General features: G+C 62.2%; 15 protein-coding genes. 5 read left to right on the top strand and 10 right to left on the bottom strand.

The window, feature by feature from the left end:
- The first annotated feature begins 712 nt into the window (after positions 1-712).
- A complete protein-coding gene (gene atzF, locus BMY98_RS25605; protein ID WP_074893494.1) occupies positions 713-2,551 on the top strand; it encodes an allophanate hydrolase in 1,839 nt (612 codons plus the stop codon).
- Positions 2,552-2,661: 110 nt separating this feature from the next.
- The gene (locus tag BMY98_RS25600) at positions 2,662-3,312 is read left to right on the top strand and encodes a GntR family transcriptional regulator (RefSeq protein ID WP_074893492.1); all 651 of its coding nucleotides are present in this window, start codon (positions 2,662-2,664) and stop codon (positions 3,310-3,312) included.
- 42 nt (positions 3,313-3,354) lie between these two features.
- Here BMY98_RS25600 and BMY98_RS25595 read toward each other — a convergent pair whose 3' ends face one another.
- The 4 genes from BMY98_RS25595 to BMY98_RS25585 form a co-directional block, all read right to left on the bottom strand.
- A complete protein-coding gene (locus tag BMY98_RS25595) occupies positions 3,355-4,227 on the bottom strand; it encodes an NAD(P)-dependent oxidoreductase (RefSeq protein WP_074893490.1) in 873 nt (290 codons plus the stop codon).
- Between the two features lie 48 nt (positions 4,228-4,275).
- The gene (locus BMY98_RS25590) at positions 4,276-5,262 is read right to left on the bottom strand and encodes an ankyrin repeat domain-containing protein (RefSeq protein ID WP_245760120.1); all 987 of its coding nucleotides are present in this window, start codon (positions 5,260-5,262) and stop codon (positions 4,276-4,278) included.
- Entirely contained in the window at positions 5,256-5,600 is a 345-nt protein-coding gene (locus tag BMY98_RS27740; RefSeq protein WP_245760119.1) for a hypothetical protein, read from the bottom strand. The genes BMY98_RS25590 and BMY98_RS27740 overlap by 7 nt, the downstream gene beginning before the upstream one ends.
- Positions 5,601-5,668: 68 nt before the next feature.
- Positions 5,669-6,598, bottom strand: a complete 930-nt coding sequence (locus tag BMY98_RS25585) for a DMT family transporter (RefSeq protein WP_074893487.1) — start codon at positions 6,596-6,598, stop codon at positions 5,669-5,671.
- 74 nt (positions 6,599-6,672) lie between these two features.
- Between BMY98_RS25585 and BMY98_RS25580 the strand changes: the two genes are divergently transcribed.
- Positions 6,673-7,527: a LysR family transcriptional regulator gene (locus tag BMY98_RS25580; RefSeq protein WP_074893485.1), complete on the top strand. Its 855-nt coding sequence runs from the start codon at positions 6,673-6,675 to the stop codon at positions 7,525-7,527.
- 12 nt (positions 7,528-7,539) lie between these two features.
- Here the strand turns inward: BMY98_RS25580 and BMY98_RS25575 are convergent, their stop codons facing one another.
- The 4 genes from BMY98_RS25575 to BMY98_RS25560 form a co-directional block, all read right to left on the bottom strand.
- Entirely contained in the window at positions 7,540-7,905 is a 366-nt protein-coding gene (locus BMY98_RS25575; protein WP_074893483.1) for a glyoxalase superfamily protein, read from the bottom strand.
- 711 nt (positions 7,906-8,616) lie between these two features.
- Positions 8,617-8,982: a hypothetical protein gene (locus BMY98_RS25570; protein WP_074893481.1), complete on the bottom strand. Its 366-nt coding sequence runs from the start codon at positions 8,980-8,982 to the stop codon at positions 8,617-8,619.
- A gap of 163 nt (positions 8,983-9,145) precedes the next feature.
- Positions 9,146-9,895 (bottom strand): creatininase family protein, encoded by a 750-nt coding sequence (locus tag BMY98_RS25565; RefSeq protein WP_074893479.1) that lies wholly within the window; start codon positions 9,893-9,895, stop codon positions 9,146-9,148.
- Between the two features lie 122 nt (positions 9,896-10,017).
- Positions 10,018-11,208 carry a GAF domain-containing sensor histidine kinase gene (locus BMY98_RS25560; RefSeq protein WP_074893477.1) on the bottom strand — a complete coding sequence of 397 codons (1,191 nt, stop codon included), beginning with the start codon at positions 11,206-11,208 and terminating at the stop codon, positions 10,018-10,020.
- A 308-nt stretch (positions 11,209-11,516) separates the two neighbouring features.
- On the opposite strand from BMY98_RS25560, the gene BMY98_RS25555 reads away from it, so the two are divergent.
- Together BMY98_RS25555 and BMY98_RS25550 are read left to right on the top strand one after the other, a co-directional pair.
- Positions 11,517-12,854, top strand: a complete 1,338-nt coding sequence (locus BMY98_RS25555) for a PQQ-dependent sugar dehydrogenase (protein WP_074893475.1) — start codon at positions 11,517-11,519, stop codon at positions 12,852-12,854.
- Between the two features lie 308 nt (positions 12,855-13,162).
- A complete protein-coding gene (locus tag BMY98_RS25550; RefSeq protein WP_074893473.1) occupies positions 13,163-13,852 on the top strand; it encodes an ATPase in 690 nt (229 codons plus the stop codon).
- A 288-nt stretch (positions 13,853-14,140) separates the two neighbouring features.
- On the opposite strand, the gene BMY98_RS25545 is transcribed toward BMY98_RS25550, so the two are convergent.
- Positions 14,141-16,564, bottom strand: coding sequence for a glucose/quinate/shikimate family membrane-bound PQQ-dependent dehydrogenase (locus BMY98_RS25545; protein WP_074893471.1), 2,424 nt, complete (start codon positions 16,562-16,564; stop codon positions 14,141-14,143).
- Between the two features lie 225 nt (positions 16,565-16,789).
- Positions 16,790-17,215, bottom strand: a complete 426-nt coding sequence (locus BMY98_RS25540; RefSeq protein ID WP_074893469.1) for an NUDIX hydrolase — start codon at positions 17,213-17,215, stop codon at positions 16,790-16,792.
- Between the last annotated feature and the right edge of the window lie 543 nt (positions 17,216-17,758).

The raw sequence follows: 17,758 nt of genomic DNA, 5'->3' as shown, positions 1-17,758 counted from the left end.
AGCACCAAAAGTAAGCAAAAGTGCCTGCTCCTGGTTGGGCCCTTCCTTCGTCAGGGTTCCTTCACTCCGGTCTCGCTCCGTGGGCCCGCGCCGAACGGACATCCATGTCCTGACGGCGCTCTCGCCGCATCCATGCGGCTCGACCCACTGCGCGAGACCTGCGTTCAGCCTGCACCCAAGTCGCGATTGGTGTCGTCTGGACTTTTTGCGTACGAAAATCAAAAGCAGATCAACAGCTTCCCGGCTAAAGCCGGTCCTACGGTCGAGGTCACTGCGACTCTTATGTGATGCACGCGATGCTTTTTGTGGGACTGGCTTTAGCCGGGAAGGGGTCAGTGTGTTAGCCACCACTTCTTTGATCGTTCCTCACGCTCCGCGTGGGAATGCATCCCCTAACGCTCCGCGTCACCGGTCTGGCTGGAGGAACGCGCACTTAAAGTGGGACCGGTTTCAGCCGGGAAGAGGCCAGTGTGTTCTCCATCACTTTCGCGGTATGCCACCCGACGCCTTCCCGGCTATAGCCGGTCCCACCGGGTGCTCGCGGTGTGGCGGCAGGCACCAAAACCCTGCACGGTGTGCTTTTTTGAGGCGAGCCTTGGCTTTTTCAGCAGTATGAAAAAACTCCCAACCAAGCCAGCAGGGGACTTCCACCCCCATGGCCCGGCTTTTGCTTTTGTTGAATCCAAACTTGGATACAAGATGGAAGCCTCCCATGCATGACCTCCAAAACGCTCATTTCGGCTGGACAATCAACGAGTGGCTGAATGCCTATCAGACCGGGCAGTTGTCGCCTGAAGTCCTGCTTTCGCTCTCCAGCGCCTACCCGGAAACCGACACCGCGTGGATCGCCCGGGCCAGTCAGGCGCAGCTCGGTGAGCAGCTCGATGCCCTCGCTGAGCGTCTTGCCGCGGTCAACGGCGACATCACTCAACTGCCGTTGTACGGCGTGCCGTTCGCGATCAAGGACAACATCGACGCAGCCGGCTGGCCGACGACGGCGGCGTGCCCGGAGTTTGCCTACACAGCGAGCAAAGACGCGACCGTGGTTGCCCGACTTCGCGCAGCGGGGGCGATCTTGATGGGCAAGACCAACCTGGATCAGTTTGCCACCGGCCTGGTCGGCACCCGCTCGCCCCACGGCGCTGTGCCCAACAGCTTCAACCCGGATTACGTCAGCGGCGGCTCCAGTTCCGGCTCGGCGTCGGTGGTGGCGCGGGGGCTGGTGGCGTTTTCTCTGGGCACCGACACCGCAGGCTCGGGTCGGGTGCCCGCCGGGTTCAATAACGTCGTTGGCCTGAAACCGACCAAGGGCCGTTTGCCCAACACCGGGCTGGTGCCGGCGTGCAAGACGGTGGACTGCGTTTCCATCTTCGCGCTGACCGTGGACGACGCGCAGAAGGTCGCCGGCCTGGCCGAAGGCTTCGATGGCGACGACGCCTATTCCCGCCACAACCCGGGCACGGCACCGGTGGGTTTTCGCGTCGCGATGAAGCTGGCGGTGCCGGACACCCTGGAGTTCTTCGGCGATACGCAAAATCAAGCTGTGTTCGAACAGGCGCTGCATCGCTTGAGCGACATGGGCGCCGAGATCACCCGCATCGATTTCGCCCCGTTCAAGGCCCTGGCCGAGCAGTTGTATTACGGCCCGTGGGTTGCCGAACGCACAGTCGCTTTGACCACGATGCTGGAAACCAACCCCGACGCCATCAACCCGGTGGTGCGGGGCATTGTCGAAAGCGGCCTGGCTTACAGCGCCTGTGACGCCTACCGCGCCGAGTACCTGCGAGCCACGCTCAGCCGGCAGATCAACGACGCGTTGGCCGGTTTCGACGCACTGGTGGTGCCCACTTCCGCGACCCTGCGCACCCAGGCGGAAATGGCCACCGAACCGGTGCTGTACAACTCACAGTTCGGCTTCTACACCAACTTCACCAACCTGGCGGACCTTTCGGCCCTGGCATTGCCTGCCGGTATGCGCGCCGATGGCTTGCCTTCGGGCATCACCTTGATTGCGCCGGCCTGGCACGACACCGCGCTCGCTCAATTCGGTCAGCGCTGGCAGGAAAGCGTCGGCTTGCCGCTGGGCGCGACCGGTCGCGCAATGCCAGCGTCGCCAGCGTCGCCAGCGCCGACACCTTCGTCAGCGGCTGCACCGCGGGGCAGCGTGCGGGTTGCCGTGGTGGGCGCGCACCTGACCGGCATGCCGCTGAACGTTCAGCTCACCAGCCGCGATGCCGTGCTGGTCGAACAGACACTGACCGCGGGCGATTATCGGCTCTACGCCTTGCCCGGCACCGTGCCACCCAAGCCGGGGCTGGTGAAATCCGCAAGCGGTGCGTCGATCATCGTCGAGCTGTGGGACATCCCGTTGGCGCGCTTTGGCGAGTTTGTCGCCGAGATTCCCGCCCCACTGGGGATCGGCAACCTGACGCTGAGGGATGGCCGCAGCGTCAAGGGCTTCATCTGCGAACCCTGGGCGATTGATGACGCGCTGGACATCACCTCGTTCGGTGGCTGGCGCGCGTACATCGCCAGCCTGAAAAAGGCCTGACCCGACGCCTGACGCGGCCCCGAAACGCCGCCGCGTCAGGCGCAAAGATCACCCGACGGAGCACCCAGGCCATCATCCCTTCACAGACACCCAAACAGCGCCCGGACAACATGGCCGAGCGCATCTATCAGCAGCTCAAGGACGACATCTTCGAGTTCCGTCTGCTGCCGGGGGATCGCTTCAGCGAAGGCGAGGTGGCCGAGCGCGTGGCGGCAAGCCGCACGCCGGTGCGGCAGGCGCTGTATCGGCTGGAGCGCGAAGGCTATCTGGAGGTGTATTTCCGCAGCGGCTGGCGGGTGAGGGCGTTCGATTTCAATTATTTCGAAGAGCTTTACGACGTGCGCATCGTGCTGGAATGCGCGGCGCTGGCGCGTCTGCAGGCACTGGATCTGGAGCAACATCCGGTCATCGCCGAGCTGAAACGCACTTGGCTCGTTGCGCCCTCCGAGCGCCTGGAAGACACCCAGCGGGTCTCAGCACTCGACGAGCGTTTCCACTGCGCGCTGTTGGAGGCGGCAGGCAACACCGAGATGGCACGCCTTCACCTGGAGATCACCGAGAAGATCCGCATCATTCGCCGCCTGGATTTCACCCAGGCGGCGCGCATTGAGGCGACCTACGACGAGCATGGGCAGATTCTCCACGCCGTGCTCAATCGCCAGACCGCGCAGGCCCAGCAGTTGCTGACTCGGCACATCGAAATCAGCAAGCAGGAAGTGCGCAAGATCACCCTGCACCGGCTCCACGTCGCCCGGCCATGAGCAGAGGTCTGCACCTCACATTAAAGGCAAACGACAAAGCACTCAGCGCGGATTGCGTCGCTCGGCCACTTCGGCCAACACCGCCAGGTCCATCTCGCCCTGACCGTGGTCAATGGCGTCCTGCAGGTGGGCGCGAATCATCTCGGCGCTCGGCATCTCCACTGAAACCTGGCTGGCCGCCTCCAACACCAGGTCCACGTCCTTGAGCCCCAGCACCGCCTTGAATGCCGCCGGCTCGTAGGTGCGTTCGCCGATCAGCGCGCCATAGCCGGCGTACACCGGACCGGGGAAGATCGTCCCCGACGCCAGCTCCACCAGATCGGCGGATTTCAGACCGTGGCGGGTGACCAGCACAGCAGCCTCGCTCATCGCCTCGATGGCCGAAACCAGCATGAAATTCATGGCCAGTTTCATGGCGTTGGCGCTGGAGGGTTTGTCGCCCATTCGCCAGGTCTTGCTGCCGATCAGGTCGAACAGCGGCTGTACCTTGTCGATGGCCTGGGCAGCGCCGGCGGCCATGATATTCAGCTTCGCAGCGGCGGCCATGTTAGGTCGGCCCATCACCGGCGCGGCGATGTAGTCGATGCCCTGTGCGGCGTGCAGCTCGGCCAACTCGTCGGCGAAGGTCACGGAAATGGTCGCCATGTTGATGTGGATCAGCGGGCCCTTGAGTGGCTTGAGCAGGCCGGAATCCAGCAGCACGCTGCGCAAGGCCTTGTCGTCGGCGAGCATGCTGAACACCACATCGACGGCGAACGCTTGGGCAGGGTCGGTGACCGCCGTGGCGCCTTGCTCGACCAGCGGCTGCGCCGCCTCGGGGGACCGGTTCCAGACCAGCAGTTCATGACCGCCTTTCAACAGATTGCCAGCCACGGCCTGACCCATATTGCCGAGGCCCAAAAAGCCGATTTTCATGGGGATGCGCTCCAGTAGAAGGTGGGAGTGAGGCGCACACTCGTACCATCAAACCGGGAGCCATTCACTTAAATTCTTGGCCCGTATGTCGGAATTGATGCGTTGCAACTGCTGGAGCTCAAGTGTTTCCAGTGGTTGATCTCCCGCCTGCTCCACCACGTGCGCCGCCAGCTTTTGCTTGAACATGGCTGTCTGGGACGCGTCCAGATAAAGGGCTTTTTCTCCCCTCTGGCCCTTCACCCGCACGACTAGATCTGTCGGTAAGTCGATGCCTTTGATGGCGCAACCCAGGCAGAGGGTGGCCAGGTCATCCAGGTTCCGCACTTCCAGCTCTTTCAGCTTGCCACCGTTTTCCTGGGAGCCAGACAGCGGGTGCTCCTTGTTCTGATAGGAGTACTGCTTGGGGCCCATTCGGTACTTGATCTCGTGGGTGGCCAGGTTATTGATTTTCTCGAAGCCAAATACCAACGGCACAATGCCTCCCTGGTTCAACATGCCCAGGTATGGGGCTTTGCCGTCTTCCATTGAGCGCAGCAACTCACTGGCGGCCTGGTGGTAGAACCGGTTCAGGTCTTCACCGCGTAGTTCACTGACCTGTTCGCCAGACCTCAAGGTAATGGAGCCCGGCATTTTCAGTTCGTCCAGATGTTCATCCAGCGGCGTGCCGATGAAGTTACGTCCACTTAGCTTGTTGATGTAGCTGGCGTGCAGGAAACGCTGCAGCCATGCGGCACCTTCGGCAGGCACTTGCTCGGGATCGGCGACGCTGACCGAGGGCGCCATGGCGTTGCTGGGCAGCGTTTTGCCGCTGTTCAAGGCGTGGAGGATGATTTGCGCCATGCGGTGCTGCAAGGCCCGGGAGTGGGCGTTACTCGTATTGATCCCGTTGCCTTGCGCATAGTCCCGCGGCTTGCTCCGCAGGTTGCGCCGAGTGGTCGTATCGGTACTGCTCTCACGGGTGCGGTCAGAGAAAAACACCTGGCCTTCCAGAGACTGGTTGCCACCCTTGGCATCATTGACGCCACCTTTCAGCATCCCGACTGCAGGATTTCCAGCCCCCACGGCGTTCCGTGCAGCGCTTCAGGCTTGGCATAGGCCAGGGGAGCCGTCGGGTTGAGTGACTGCAGCAAGGCCATGCGCAGACCGGAGCGGCTGCGCTCGTCGATGTCGCGCATCCTGTCGAGCACATCCAGCGGCGAATGGCCTTCGGCGTTCAAGGTGTTGGCGCGCTGGCCGTCCTTGCGCAGGCGCGCCAGAGCCTCGGCGTCGCGATTGGCCACGGCCGCGTGCAGCGTCGGGCTGGCCTCGGACGTTTCTGTGGTTGGCGAGTGGCTGGGCGGGATGAAAGGCGAAGAAGGTCGGATAGGGGTCATAAGGGCGCGCTTATGGTTAAAAACGCCTGAGTGGACCCTACGCGCCTAACGGTTCCACATCACCCGTGCTACACCGCCTCTCGCGCCTCGCCGCGTATCACCAAACCGATGCCGACACCCGACACCGCCATGCCCAGAGCCATCAGCCACGACAGAGGTTCGTCGAACATGGCCCAGGCCAGCAGCAGCGTCAGCGGCGGGCTGAGGTAAAGCACGCTGGCGACCCGCGTCGGCGTAGCCCGGCGCAGGCACAGCCAGTACAGACCGTAACCGCCGACCGTCGACACCGACGTCCACAGCACACTCATCGCAAAGCCGGCATTGGGGACGGGCGCGAGACTCCCGTGCAGCCCGGCAACGAGGGCAAACACGAAGGTCGAGACGAAGCACTGCACCCAAAGGTTGGACAGCAGGCCCAGCGCCTGCGGGTCGGGGGAATGTTTTTGCCACAGCGTGGCGACCGCCAGCGACAGCATGCCCAACACCGGCAGGGCATAGGCCCATGGCGGTGCGCTGCCCCAGGCCAGGGCGTCGTGGGTCGCCAGCATCACGCCCGCCAGGCCGATGAGCAAGCCGATCCATACGCTGCGGGTCAATCGCTGGCGGAGCACCACGGCCGCCAGCACGGCCATGCCGATCGGCAGCAGGTCGGCGAACAGCGCTGCCAGCCCGGCGGGAACGCCAAGGGCAATCCCCTCGGTCACGCCGAACAGATAACCGGCCATCGCCAGCAGGCCGATGCCGGCGTTTTTCAGCAGCACGGCGGGTGGCGTCTGGCGCAGTTGCCGGGCGACGAAGGGGAACAGAATCAGGGTGACCAAGAGGGAACGCCAAAACACCACCAGCGACGCCGGCGCGTAATCGATGGAAAAGCGCGCGCCAATGAAGCCCGAGCTCCAGATGACCACCAGCCCAGCTTCGAGCAGCGGCAGGGGAATCGCCCGGCGTCGGGACGGAAGAGCAAGGCTCGCGTTGGTCAGTTCGTTTGAAGTGTTCATGGACCCAACGTACCCATCCGCCGTAATCTAATAAATCAAAATAAACGACAGCAGTGCTTCGGAATCAGTAAACCATGAGCGCCATTCTGGATATCGAACAGGTCCGCACCTTTCACGCCGTGGCGCGAATCGGCAAGTTCAGCGCGGCGGCGGAACAGCTGCACAAAAGTCCGGCGGCGGTCAGCGTGCACGTGCAGCGGCTGGAAGCGCTGGCGGGCGGGCGACTGCTTAATCGCGACAATCAATCGGTGTCGCTGACGCCGCTGGGCAAGCGTTTTCTGACCTCCACTGCGGCGCTGCTGAGCGCTCACGATCACGTGCTGGCCGAACTGCAGGGCACGCAGCTGGCGGGACGCATCACCCTAGGGGTGCCAGATGAATACGCCACGCACCTGATTCGTGACGTGCTGCCGATTTTCACCGCCGCGTGGCCGAACATCGTCCTGGAGCTGAAGACTGCACCCAGCTTCATTCTGCGTGATCAGGTGCGGCGGGGGCGTCTGCAAGTGGCGGTCATCGCCTTGCCGGAAGGCGAGCTGGGCGTGGACGATCAACTGCTGGTGTCGACGACGCCGGTGTGGGTCGGCGCCGCGCATCACGCCGGAGATTGGCCGGACCCGTTGCCCCTCGCCGTGCATGCCGCGCAATGCTCGTATCGGCAAGCGATGATCGAGTCGCTCAAACGCAGCGGCCACCGCATGCGCATCGTGCTCGAGAGCTCGTCCAATCAAGCGGTCAAGGCCTGTGTCGAAGCAGGTTTGGGCATCAGCGTGATCGACCGCGCCCGGGTCACCGACGGCATGCGCATCCTTGATGGCCTGCCGCTGATCGCCGACCACGACATCATCGTCGTGCGCTCGTCAGCCTCCCACGGCGATGACGCGGTGGATTTGCTGCGGCGGGCGATCGGGCAGTATTTCCGCCTCTGAGGGCGGCGCGGTTCAGTCCTCGGACCGCTCGCAGAAGCGCAGGCGGTTGCCGAACGGGTCAGCGATTTCCATGACCTTGCCCCAGTCCAGGTCCTGAATGCCGGGCCGTGAATAGCCGTAGTTTTTTGCCAGCAGTTCGCGCTGCAGTCCGGCGATGTCGCTGACCGGCACGAAGAGCGTCGAGCCTGGCGTTGCGTCGCCATGGTGTTCGGTCAGGTGGATAACCAGTTGGTCACGACGGGCCTGGGCATACAGCGGCAGACCCGGTTCAAAGCGGTGCTCCCATTCCAGGCTGAAGCCGAGAAAATCCACGTAGAACTCTTTCGCCTTGGCTTCGGAAAAAATACGAATCAGCGGTATCGCCGGGGACATCTGCACAGGGGCTCACTCCTTGATGATCTGAGCGGGCGATTCTAGCCCAGACCTCAGAAGTGTGGCGCTCACACAGGCCTCTTCCCGGCTAAAGCCGGTCCCACTAACGGACTGCGTGCACCTGTAGGACTGGCTTTAGCCGGGAAGGCGTTGGATGCCACGCTGCAAAAATTGATGGTGTTCACACGGGCCTCTTCCCGGCTAAAGCCGGTCCCGCTGAGGGATTGCATGCACATGTAGGACTGGCTTCAGCCGGGAAGGGGGCGGATGCCACGCTGCAAAAATTGATGGTGTTCACACAGGCCTCTTCCCGGCTGAAGCCGGTCCCACTAACGGACTGCGTGCACCTGTAGGACTGGCTTTAGCCGGGAACGCGTCATATGCCACGCTGCAAAATTGATGGTGCTCACACGGGCCTCTTCCCGGCTAAAGCCGGTCCACGAAGGCGATGCTTAGAGCCTGTCGCCCTCAGATGGCAAAGCGAGCGCGAAACCCGTAGGAGCCGGCTTGCTGGCGAGGGGGGCGGGTCGGTGACGAAGATGTTGACTGACACGACGCATTCGCCAGCAAGCCGGCTCCAAAAGACTTTGCGCCGAATAGATCATTCGGAAGGGAAGCGGTGCCAGGGGGGGGGCGCGCTGTGAGGGAAGGCAAAAAACGGCGCCGTGCTGAAGATCAGCAACGGCGCGCGTCTGAAAGGCGGGGGGGTGAAGCGGATTAGCTGCGCAGGTCTTTCTTGATTTCGTCTTCGTCTTTGTGAGGCACCGCAGTCGGCAGCTCGGGAGGATAGAACTCTCCTTTGAGATTCAGTGCGGCGATGCGTGTCTTGAGCTTTTCGATGACAAGGTCGATGTCCTGTTGGTCATCGAGATCGTCCACACGCAGCCACAGGTGCGGAAGATTTTCAAAGTACACGCCGTCGATTTCCACATCGGCGGTCATCTCGCGATCCTGGCGCCACAGGCACTTGCGGTGAACTGTCGCCGGGTCCTGTGGCCAGGTTTCCGACGTGGTCAGCCAGACCTCGTGGTAATCCTGCAGATCAATTTCTTCAACTTTGTCCAGTGGGATAAAAGTATTCACATATCACCTGTCAGCCAAGGGGATCGGGCGAGGTCGTTGCGCTGCAGACTGCCCCTGATCCCATACCGTTTCAAAAAGCGCATACCACTATGGCCGCCGTTTGGCGGACGAGTTCAACGCCCGCGCGCTATTGCCGCACGGCTACCCCTGTCAACTAGCGACGTTAATGCAGCGCCGGTTCGCGACTGAACGCATCGACCGCACGCACCAGCCCCTTGGCCGCCAGCGCCACCAGCTCGCCGCCTTTTTCTGGTGCGGCCAGCGCAGGGTCAGAACCCATGCGGCCATCGGGGAAGCGCGCACGAAAATCCTTCGCCTCGCGGATAGGCCCTGAAGGGGCAATTTGCGGCGAGTAGTGCGCTGATTTGATCGACTCCGGGTAAGCCCACTGGGTCACCGCGATCTCGGACGGCGTCGCGTGGGAGCCGTGGCCCACCGGAAACTGCCGATGGGCCAGTTCGCCAACGCCCTCAAGGTCCCACCAGTTGGTCAGCTTCAGGGCGAAGCCGGCAGAACGTCCGGCGAAACTGGCCTCCGCGTACAGCTCGGAAAACGCGGCCTCAATGGACGCGACGTTGCCGCCATGTCCGTTGAGGAAGAGGATTTTTTCAACCCCGTGACCCGCCAGCGAGCGCGCCCAGTCACCAATGGCGGCGATGAACGTCGAGGGGCGCAGCGAGATCGTCCCGGGAAAGCCCAGATGGTGCTGCGCCATGCCGATGTTGAAGGTCGGCGCAATCAGGATATCGGCGCTCTTCTGCGCTTCATGGGCGATGATCTGTGGGCACATCCAGTCGGTGCCGAGCAGGCCGGTGGGGCCGTGTTGTTCGTTCGAACCGATGGGCACGACGACCGTGCGGCTGCGTTTGAGAAACTGCTCGATCTCGATCCATGTGGACTGGTGCAGAAGCATGTCAGGTGCTCTCCTCAAAAAAGTGGGCTTCAGAAAAGTGGTCTTCAGAAAAATGGGGCGAGCGAAAAATCAGTGTGCCCGCGATGCTATGGCGCGCACGTGGCGCCATCACCTCTCAGCACTCAAGCGGATTGGGCACAAGGAAAGCGCGCGATGAAACAGGTGCCCAGTTGCGCCGATGAGCTCACGGTCAAGGTGCCGTTGTGAGCGCTGGCGATCTGCGACGCGATGTACAGCCCAAGACCGAGGCCTTCGCCGCGCCCGCCCGCTTCGGACCGGGTGAATGGCTCGAACAGCAACGGCATCAGCCGTGGCGAGATGGGCGCGCCGCGATTCATGACGGAAATGATGACCTGATCGGATTCCTGCCAGATGTGCAGGTCAATCGGCGACGTGAGTGAACCATGGGTCACCGCGTTGCCCAGCAGATTGGACAGCAACTGGCTGATGCGCAGAGGGTCGCAGTACACACTCTCGGTGAGGTCGATGGCTTCGTTGAACGTCGCCTGCGGGTGCGAGGCGCGGATCTCGTCCACCGTCGCTTTAAGTACGTCGGTGAGATCGTCGGTGGCCTGGCACTTCACCGGAATGCCGCCACCCATACGGCCCCTGGCGAAGTCCAGCACGTTCTCGATCAGCGCGCCCATGCGGATCGAACTCTGCCGTATGGCAGCGACCAGCCCCTGGGAGCGCTTGTCTTCGGTTTTGGTCGCAAGCAGGTCGGCGCTCATGCGGATCGCACTCAACGGTGTACGCAGGTCGTGCCCCAGCACCGCCATGAATTGCTCGCGCAGCCGGCCGTTCTCATTGGCGTCGGTCAGCTCGGCGCGGACACTGTCCAGATGACCCTGTGTGTCCAGGCTCATGGCGATCAACTGCGCGAACAGGGTCAGCGTCTTGACGATGGCGGGATCAGTCAGATCGGCCGGTACCGAATCGATCGCGCACAGCGTGCCGAAGAAGCGGCCATCGGCCTGAACGATGGGGATCGAGATGTAGCTTTCCAGCCCGTAGGTGAGGGGCGTGTGATGAGTGGCGAAGTGCGGGTCGGCGCTGGCGTGGCCAAACACCACGGGCTGCTGATGCTGCCTGATCTCGTGGCAGATGGTCGACTCCAGCACCAGTTCGCCGCCCGGCTTGAGGCCGAAATTGATGGAGTCGTCGACGGCGCAGGCCACCCAGTGACTTTCCGTGACCCTGGCGATCGCGGCGAAGCGCATGCCCGTCATGTGCTTGACCATGCTCAGAATCACGGGCACAGCGGGGATTTCAAGGATCGCCTCAACATCCAAGGCAAACTCTGGGCGGGTCATTGGATCTGGCTCTGGGGGTAATAGAAGGGAGCGTATCTAAAATCGGCCAGCATGGCTAACCCCTCGGTCCCGCAAGCGAGGTGTCGACGCGGATTATTGAACCCTCGCGCCCATGGCGGGGTCGTTTTATGGGTGCCCCAAGGGCAAATGTCATTTGCGTCCCATGGGCTGTTTGCTGTTGGTCGACGTGGCGATACTTGTCAGTCTTATGTCCCTCGAAGCTTATGCTTCTCTAAAGCTCTCGGTTTCTCAGCGCTTTTTAATTCTTAAAACAATGGGCCCATGGATGGCCGCCGCGAGGTTGAACGATGATTGCGATGCACCGATTTGCACTGTTGATGACCACTGCTGCGATGCTCAGTGCCTGTGGCGAGACCGCCAAGCTGCCGTTTCAGGCCGGCGTAGGCGCTCAGCCGCAACTCCCCGAGCCCAACAGCACGCTGATTCCGACGGTGAAGGTGTCCAAGGCCGTCGGCTGGAAGGGTACCGACACGCCCAAGGCTGCCGAAGGCTTCAAGGTCAGCGCACTGGCCGAGAACCTCGATCACCCGCGCTGGCTGTACAGCCTGCCCAACGGCGACATCCTGGTCGCCGAAAGCAACAAGCCGCCCAAGCCTGAAGGCGCGACAGACGGCGGGCCGGGCGTAATGGCCTGGATCAAGCGCACCGCCACCGGGATCGTCATGAGCCGGGTCGGTGCCGAAGCCGAGAGCGCCAATCGCATCAGCATCCTGCGCGATGCCGACGGCGATGGCCGGGCGGAAATGAAGAAGGTGTTCATCAGCGGCTTGACGTCGCCATTCGGCATGGTGCTGGTGGGCAACGAGCTGTTCATCGCCAACGCCGACGCCGTGGTAAAGGTCCCGTACAACGACGGCCAGACCGAAAGCACGGCCACGCCGGTGAAAGTCACCGACCTGCCGGCAGGCATCAATCACCACTGGACCAAGAACATCATTGCCAACCGCGAAGGCACCAAGCTCTACGTCACCGTGGGCTCCAACAGCAACGTGGCCGAAAACGGTATGGAAGCCGAAGAGGGCCGTGCGGCGGTCTGGGAAGTGGACGTCAAGACCGGGCAAAAGCGCCTGTTCGCCAGCGGCCTGCGCAACCCTAACGGGCTGGCGTGGAAGCCGGGCAGCAACGAGCTGTGGACGGTGGTCAACGAACGTGACGAAATCGGCAGCGACCTGGTGCCGGATTACCTGACCTCGGTCAAGGACGGCGCGTTTTATGGCTGGCCGTGGAGCTATTACGGTAACCACGTCGACAGCCGCTTGCAGCCGCCGCGCCCGGACATGGTCGCCAAGGCCATCGCGCCGGATTACGCCCTCGGCACCCACGTCGCTCCGCTGGGCCTGACCTGGTCCGACCCCCGCGGCATGCCGGCCAAATTTGCTGACGGCGTATTTGTCGGCGAACACGGCTCGTGGAACCGCAATCCGCAGGCCGGCTATAAAGTCGTGTTCATCGGCTTCAAGGATGGCCGTCCGACCGGCCTGCCGGTGGACGTCCTGACCGGCTTCCTCAACGCCGACGGCGACGCACAGGGCCGTCCGGTCGGTGTGATCCTCGACAAGCAGGGCGCGTTGCTGGTCGCAGACGATGTGGGCAACAAGGTCTGGCGCGTCAGTCAGGCCAAGTGATGCCTTAGTAATAAACGGAAAATGCCGGTGATGATGACCGGCATTTTTCGTTTGGGGGGGCTATCTACCTTCTGACCGAGGCGTGCAAATCAGGTTGAACGTCCCTCCACCGCCTGGCGTCATATTTTCTACGGGGGATGCGGCGTTCCTAGGGCGATCCGGCATTGTTGACGCATCGGTAAAGGTGTTTCTCAAAGCCCATACCATTCCTGAAATCGATAGTGAACATCACGGTAGGCGAGTTCTCTTTTTCCCGGAAGAGAGGAGGATGGCCCCATACCGAATTTGCTTTTGAAGGACGCCACGCGATGAAAATTTCAACCCTGCTGACCCTTGTCGCCGTGCTCTCCAGCGGTTTCTTCGCTACGGGTTCTGCTGTTGCAGCAGGCACCGCTTCAGCGGCGGACGCCGAGGCGTGCCATTTGCTGCCGGTGGTTGAAAGCCGCGTGGCGCTGCAGTCCTCCCAAAGCGTAGGTGTGCTGTACAGCGAAAACACTGTCGGTACCCTTGAATACCTTGAGCGTTATCACGCGGTGGCGCTGAAAGGCGTCACAAATGGCGGGCTGGATTCGCGCATTCGCGAGGCGTTTGTCAGCAGTTCTGATCCGAAGCTGGCGATGGACTGGCTGAAAGGCTCGCTGCAGAAGCAGTTTGCGTCGGTGACCGTGTACGACAACCTCGATGCGCTGATGCAGGCGCGGCCGGATGTGGTGGTCATGCTCGACACCTACAGCCGGCTGGTGTCCCAGCGTAACTCCCAAGTGGAAGCGCGTTTCATCGCGAAGTTCTACGACTCGAACCTGCAATACATCGGCAAGGCTGAAGGCCTCGGTGCGAAAGAGCTGACGTCGGTGTGGGTCCACGACAAGGCCGCGCCGGAGATCGCCGCGCAGATCAACCAGCAGCGCGACCTGCAGATCAACGCATTGAAGCAGTTCGATGCTTCGCTCAAAGCGCTGGTGACCACAGGTAACTCTGCTGAAGTGGCGAGTAATTGATTGCTGCGTATTCCTCCAATTTTTGCGGTGTCAGATCCAATGCTTTCCCGGCTAAAGCCGGTCCTACAGACTGCACTCGGTGTTTAGTGGGACCGGCTTTAGCCGGGAAGAGGCCAGTGTAATCACCCTGGATTTTGCAGCGTGACAACCGACGCCTTCCCGGCTAAAGCCGGTCCTACAAGTTGAATGCGTCCCTACCAGGTGAATCCGGCCTGAGCCTATCCCCTGATGCAACAAAAAACCGCTGCGCCCTCCTCAAGGCGTCAGCGGTTTTTTTTGTGGGGGCGGTTACTTGCCGTCAGGCAGCGCGTAGGCAATCACGTAATCACCGCGATCCTTCGACTGACGGGCGCCGCCAGCCGTGATGACGATGTATTGCTTGCCGGTCTTCGGCGATACATACGTCATCGGGCCGCCTTGGCTCCCTACTGGCAAGCGGGCCTTCCAGGCTTCTTCGCCGTTGGCGCTGTTGAACGCGCGCAGGTAGTAATCCTGGGTGCCGGCGATGAACACCAGACCGCCCTGGGTCGACAGCGTGCCACCCAGTGTCGGCATGCCGATCGGCAGCGGCAGGTGCATTTTGATGCCCATCGGCCCAGTGTCCTGGACGGTGCCGACGGGCACCTGCCAGGCGATCTGTTGGGTCTTCATGTCGATGGCGGTCAACGTGCCGAACGGCGGCGCCTGGCACGGGATGCCCGCCACGGACAGGAAGCGGTTTTTGTTGACGGCGTAAGGCGTGCCCTTCAGCGGGACGGCGCCCATGCCGGTGTTCAATGCCTCACCGCCGGAGGCTGCGATGGCGTCCTTCAGCTGCGGCACCATCTGAATCCACAGGCCCAGGCGCATGTCATTGACGAAGATGAAGCCGTGAATCGGATCGGTCGACAGGCTGCCCCAGTTCATCCCGCCCAGCGAGCCCGGGAAACTCAGGGAGACATCGGTGCCCGGCGCAGTGAACAGGCCGTCGTAGCGCATCTTCTTGAACGAGATCCGGCACAGCAACTGGTCGAACGGTGTGGCGCCCCACATGTCCGATTCGGTCAGCGTCTGCGCACCGATCTGCGGCATGCCGACTGATTTTGGCTGGGTCGGCGAATACGGTTCGTTAGGGATATTCGACGCCTTGACCGGGACTTCCTTGACCTCGGTCAGCGGCTGGCCGGTGTGGCGATCGAGAACGAAAATCTGCCCGGCTTTGGTGCCGATGACCAGCGCCGGCACTTTGCTTCCATCAGGTTTGGCGAAGTCGATCAGGCTCGGCTGCATCGGCAGGTCGAAATCCCACAGGTCGTTGTGGACCGTCTGATACACCCACTTCTGTACGCCGGTGGTGGCGTTCAATGCCAGCACCGATGCGCCGTACGTGTGGTCGAGCTCAGTGCGCTTGACGCCATAAATGTCGGTGGACGAGCTGCCCATCGGCAGGAACAGCGTGTTCATGGCTGGGTCGTAGGACATCGGCGCCCAACTGTTCGGCGTGCTGCGCACGTAAGTCTTGTCAGCGGTCGGCGCCTGCTTGTCTTCGGGATTGCCCGGATCGAACGCCCAGCGCATCTGCCCGGTGACCACGTCAAAGCCACGGATCACGCCGCCGGGCATGTCGGCCTGAACGTTGTCGGCCACGCGACCGCCGACCACCACGGTGGTCCCGGCCATCAGCGGCGCCGATGACAGTTGATAGTAGGAATCGGGCACGTTGCCCAGGCCGGCTTTGAGGTCGACCTGGCCGTTGTTGCCGAAGCCCTGGCAAAACTCGCCGGTGTCGGCGTCCACGGCAATCAGGCGCGCGTCGATGGTGTTGGTGAGCAGACGACGCTGGCAGTTGGCGCCAGCCGGCACAGCGACCGACGCCGCAGGCGTGCTGCCATCGGTGGGGGGCGCAACGGCGGCGCTGGCATCGAAATAAGCCAGCCCGCGGCAGCGTTGCCACACGGCGGACTTGGCGTTGATGTCGTTCTTCCACAGCTGCTTGCCGGTGTCGGCGTCCAGCGCGATGACGTTGTTATGGGGCGTGCAGATGAACACCTTGTCGCCGACCTGCAGCGGGGTCATCTGGTCTTCGGCGCCATTGCCGTCGCTGAGGGCGACGTCGCCGGTGTGGTAGGTCCAGGCCGGCACCAGCTTGCTGACGTTGTCGCGGTTGATCTGGTCCAGCGCGGCGAAGCGGCTGCCGCCTTCATCGTTGCCGTAATGCGCCCAGTCTTTCTGCGCGCGTGCCGGATCGACTTTGGTCAGTCCCGGGCCAGTCCCCGTTGGCGATACCGACGCATGGGGCTGAAACATGCCCCAGGCTCCGGCCACGATCGCCAACGCCAGCACACCGCTGGCGACGTAACCGCCGCGACCGGCTGCGAGGCCATTGGCCTTGCGCAGGGAAGGGTAGATCAACGCGACCAGCAGGCTCAGCACGCCGAGGGCAAACAGGCGGGACACCAGAGGCCAGAACACCAGCCCGGCGTCCACCAGCGCCCAGATCAGCGTCAGCAGCATCACCGCCGCAAATAGCCACGCGCCTGAAACGCGTGCTCTGAACAGCTGGATAGCTGAGACCATCAGGCCCAGACCGGCCAGCAGGAAGTACGCGCTGCCGCCCAGCGTGGCGAGGTAGCCGCCGCCCGCTGCGAAGAGTAATCCGAAAACCAGCACGCCCAGCGCGACGACCCGAATGGGCCAGCGGCTGACGGCTGCCGAAGAAGGTGAGTGTTTCATGAGGCATTCCTGCTGACGCGAAGAAGGGCCGTGGACGACCGATCAAGTGAGGTGAGGGCGAGGGTTGAGAGCGTGGTTACTGCCGCAGTAGGTGTCTTGGGGCATTGTCCTTCGCTAATTAACCGTTTGGTTAATTTTGGCGAAGATAGCAAAAAACCGCAGGTGCTGCGTCAATTTGTCTCTGTTTGGGTAAGTCGGGGCGGGCGCCTCTCGGGGCTGGACGTGTCAGCGCTGCTGATCCATGAACATGCGTAAACGGTGTTGCAGGCGGTCAACTGCGGTGTCCATCCCAAGAAACGCGTCGACCGTCATCACTTGCCAGCGCTGACCTTCATCGCCGAAGACCACCTGATCGAACAGCCCGTCATCCACTTCAGCAACGAAAAACCAGGTGTCGAGCCCGTTGCTGCCCTGACCCGGGTAGACCTGCTTGTGAATGATGGAAGCGGTGTCGAGGACGATGCCGAATTCCTCCATAGTCTCCCGCACCGCGCATTCTTCTGGCGTCTCATCGCCCTCGCGCCCGCCGCCGGGCAGGTCCCACAGATTCGGCCAAGGAATCTCAGGTTTGTCATCGCGTTGATAAGTGAGCAGCGTGCCTTTGCACAGGATCGCGACTTTCGCGCCGGAGAAGGGAGGATGCTTGGACATGATTGCGCCTTCATGGAGTCAGTGCGGATAACCTAGCACTTCCTGGCTGGGGCATCCTCGTGCGCTATTGGGACTGACACACCGCAGTCAACCAGTGGGACAGGCTTCGGCCGGGAAGGCGTCAGTGGTCACGCTGCAAATTTGATGGTGTTCACGCCGGCCTATTCCCGGCTAAAGCCGGTCCTACTAAAAGCATCGCGTGCATCCAGTGGCACTGAGGGTGTCACGATGAAACTGACACACCGCAGTCATTAGTGGGACCGGCTTCAGCCGGGAAGGCGTCAGTCGTCACCCTGAAAAAGTGATGCTGATCACGCTGGCCTTTTCCCGGCTAAAGCCAGTCCTACTAAAAGCATCGCGTACATCCAGCGTCGCCGATGATGTCCCGATGAAACTGACACACCGCAGTCATCCATTGGGACCGGCTTCAGCCGGGAAGGCGTTAGTCGTCACACTGAAAAAGTGATGGTGTTCACGCTGACCTCTTCCCGGCTAAAGCCAGTCCCACTAAAAGCATCGCGTGCATCCAGCGGAATCGGTGTG

This window comes from Pseudomonas graminis, from assembly GCF_900111735.1.
In the GTDB taxonomy this organism is placed as follows: domain Bacteria; phylum Pseudomonadota; class Gammaproteobacteria; order Pseudomonadales; family Pseudomonadaceae; genus Aquipseudomonas; species Aquipseudomonas graminis.
This window is presented reverse-complemented; position numbering and strand designations above follow the sequence as displayed.

Coding starts and splice junctions, on each gene's coding strand:
- BMY98_RS25555 (WP_074893475.1), top strand. CDS start 11,517: ATGATTGCGATGCACCGATTTGCACTGTTGATGACCACTGCTGCGATG.
- BMY98_RS25580 (WP_074893485.1), top strand. CDS start 6,673: ATGAGCGCCATTCTGGATATCGAACAGGTCCGCACCTTTCACGCCGTG.
- BMY98_RS25550 (WP_074893473.1), top strand. CDS start 13,163: ATGAAAATTTCAACCCTGCTGACCCTTGTCGCCGTGCTCTCCAGCGGT.
- BMY98_RS25565 (WP_074893479.1), bottom strand. CDS start 9,895: ATGCTTCTGCACCAGTCCACATGGATCGAGATCGAGCAGTTTCTCAAA.
- BMY98_RS25590 (WP_245760120.1), bottom strand. CDS start 5,262: ATGCTGAAAGGTGGCGTCAATGATGCCAAGGGTGGCAACCAGTCTCTG.
- BMY98_RS25600 (WP_074893492.1), top strand. CDS start 2,662: ATGGCCGAGCGCATCTATCAGCAGCTCAAGGACGACATCTTCGAGTTC.
- BMY98_RS25585 (WP_074893487.1), bottom strand. CDS start 6,598: ATGAACACTTCAAACGAACTGACCAACGCGAGCCTTGCTCTTCCGTCC.
- BMY98_RS25545 (WP_074893471.1), bottom strand. CDS start 16,564: ATGAAACACTCACCTTCTTCGGCAGCCGTCAGCCGCTGGCCCATTCGG.
- BMY98_RS25595 (WP_074893490.1), bottom strand. CDS start 4,227: ATGAAAATCGGCTTTTTGGGCCTCGGCAATATGGGTCAGGCCGTGGCT.
- BMY98_RS25560 (WP_074893477.1), bottom strand. CDS start 11,208: ATGACCCGCCCAGAGTTTGCCTTGGATGTTGAGGCGATCCTTGAAATC.
- BMY98_RS27740 (WP_245760119.1), bottom strand. CDS start 5,600: ATGACCCCTATCCGACCTTCTTCGCCTTTCATCCCGCCCAGCCACTCG.
- BMY98_RS25540 (WP_074893469.1), bottom strand. CDS start 17,215: ATGTCCAAGCATCCTCCCTTCTCCGGCGCGAAAGTCGCGATCCTGTGC.
- atzF (WP_074893494.1), top strand. CDS start 713: ATGCATGACCTCCAAAACGCTCATTTCGGCTGGACAATCAACGAGTGG.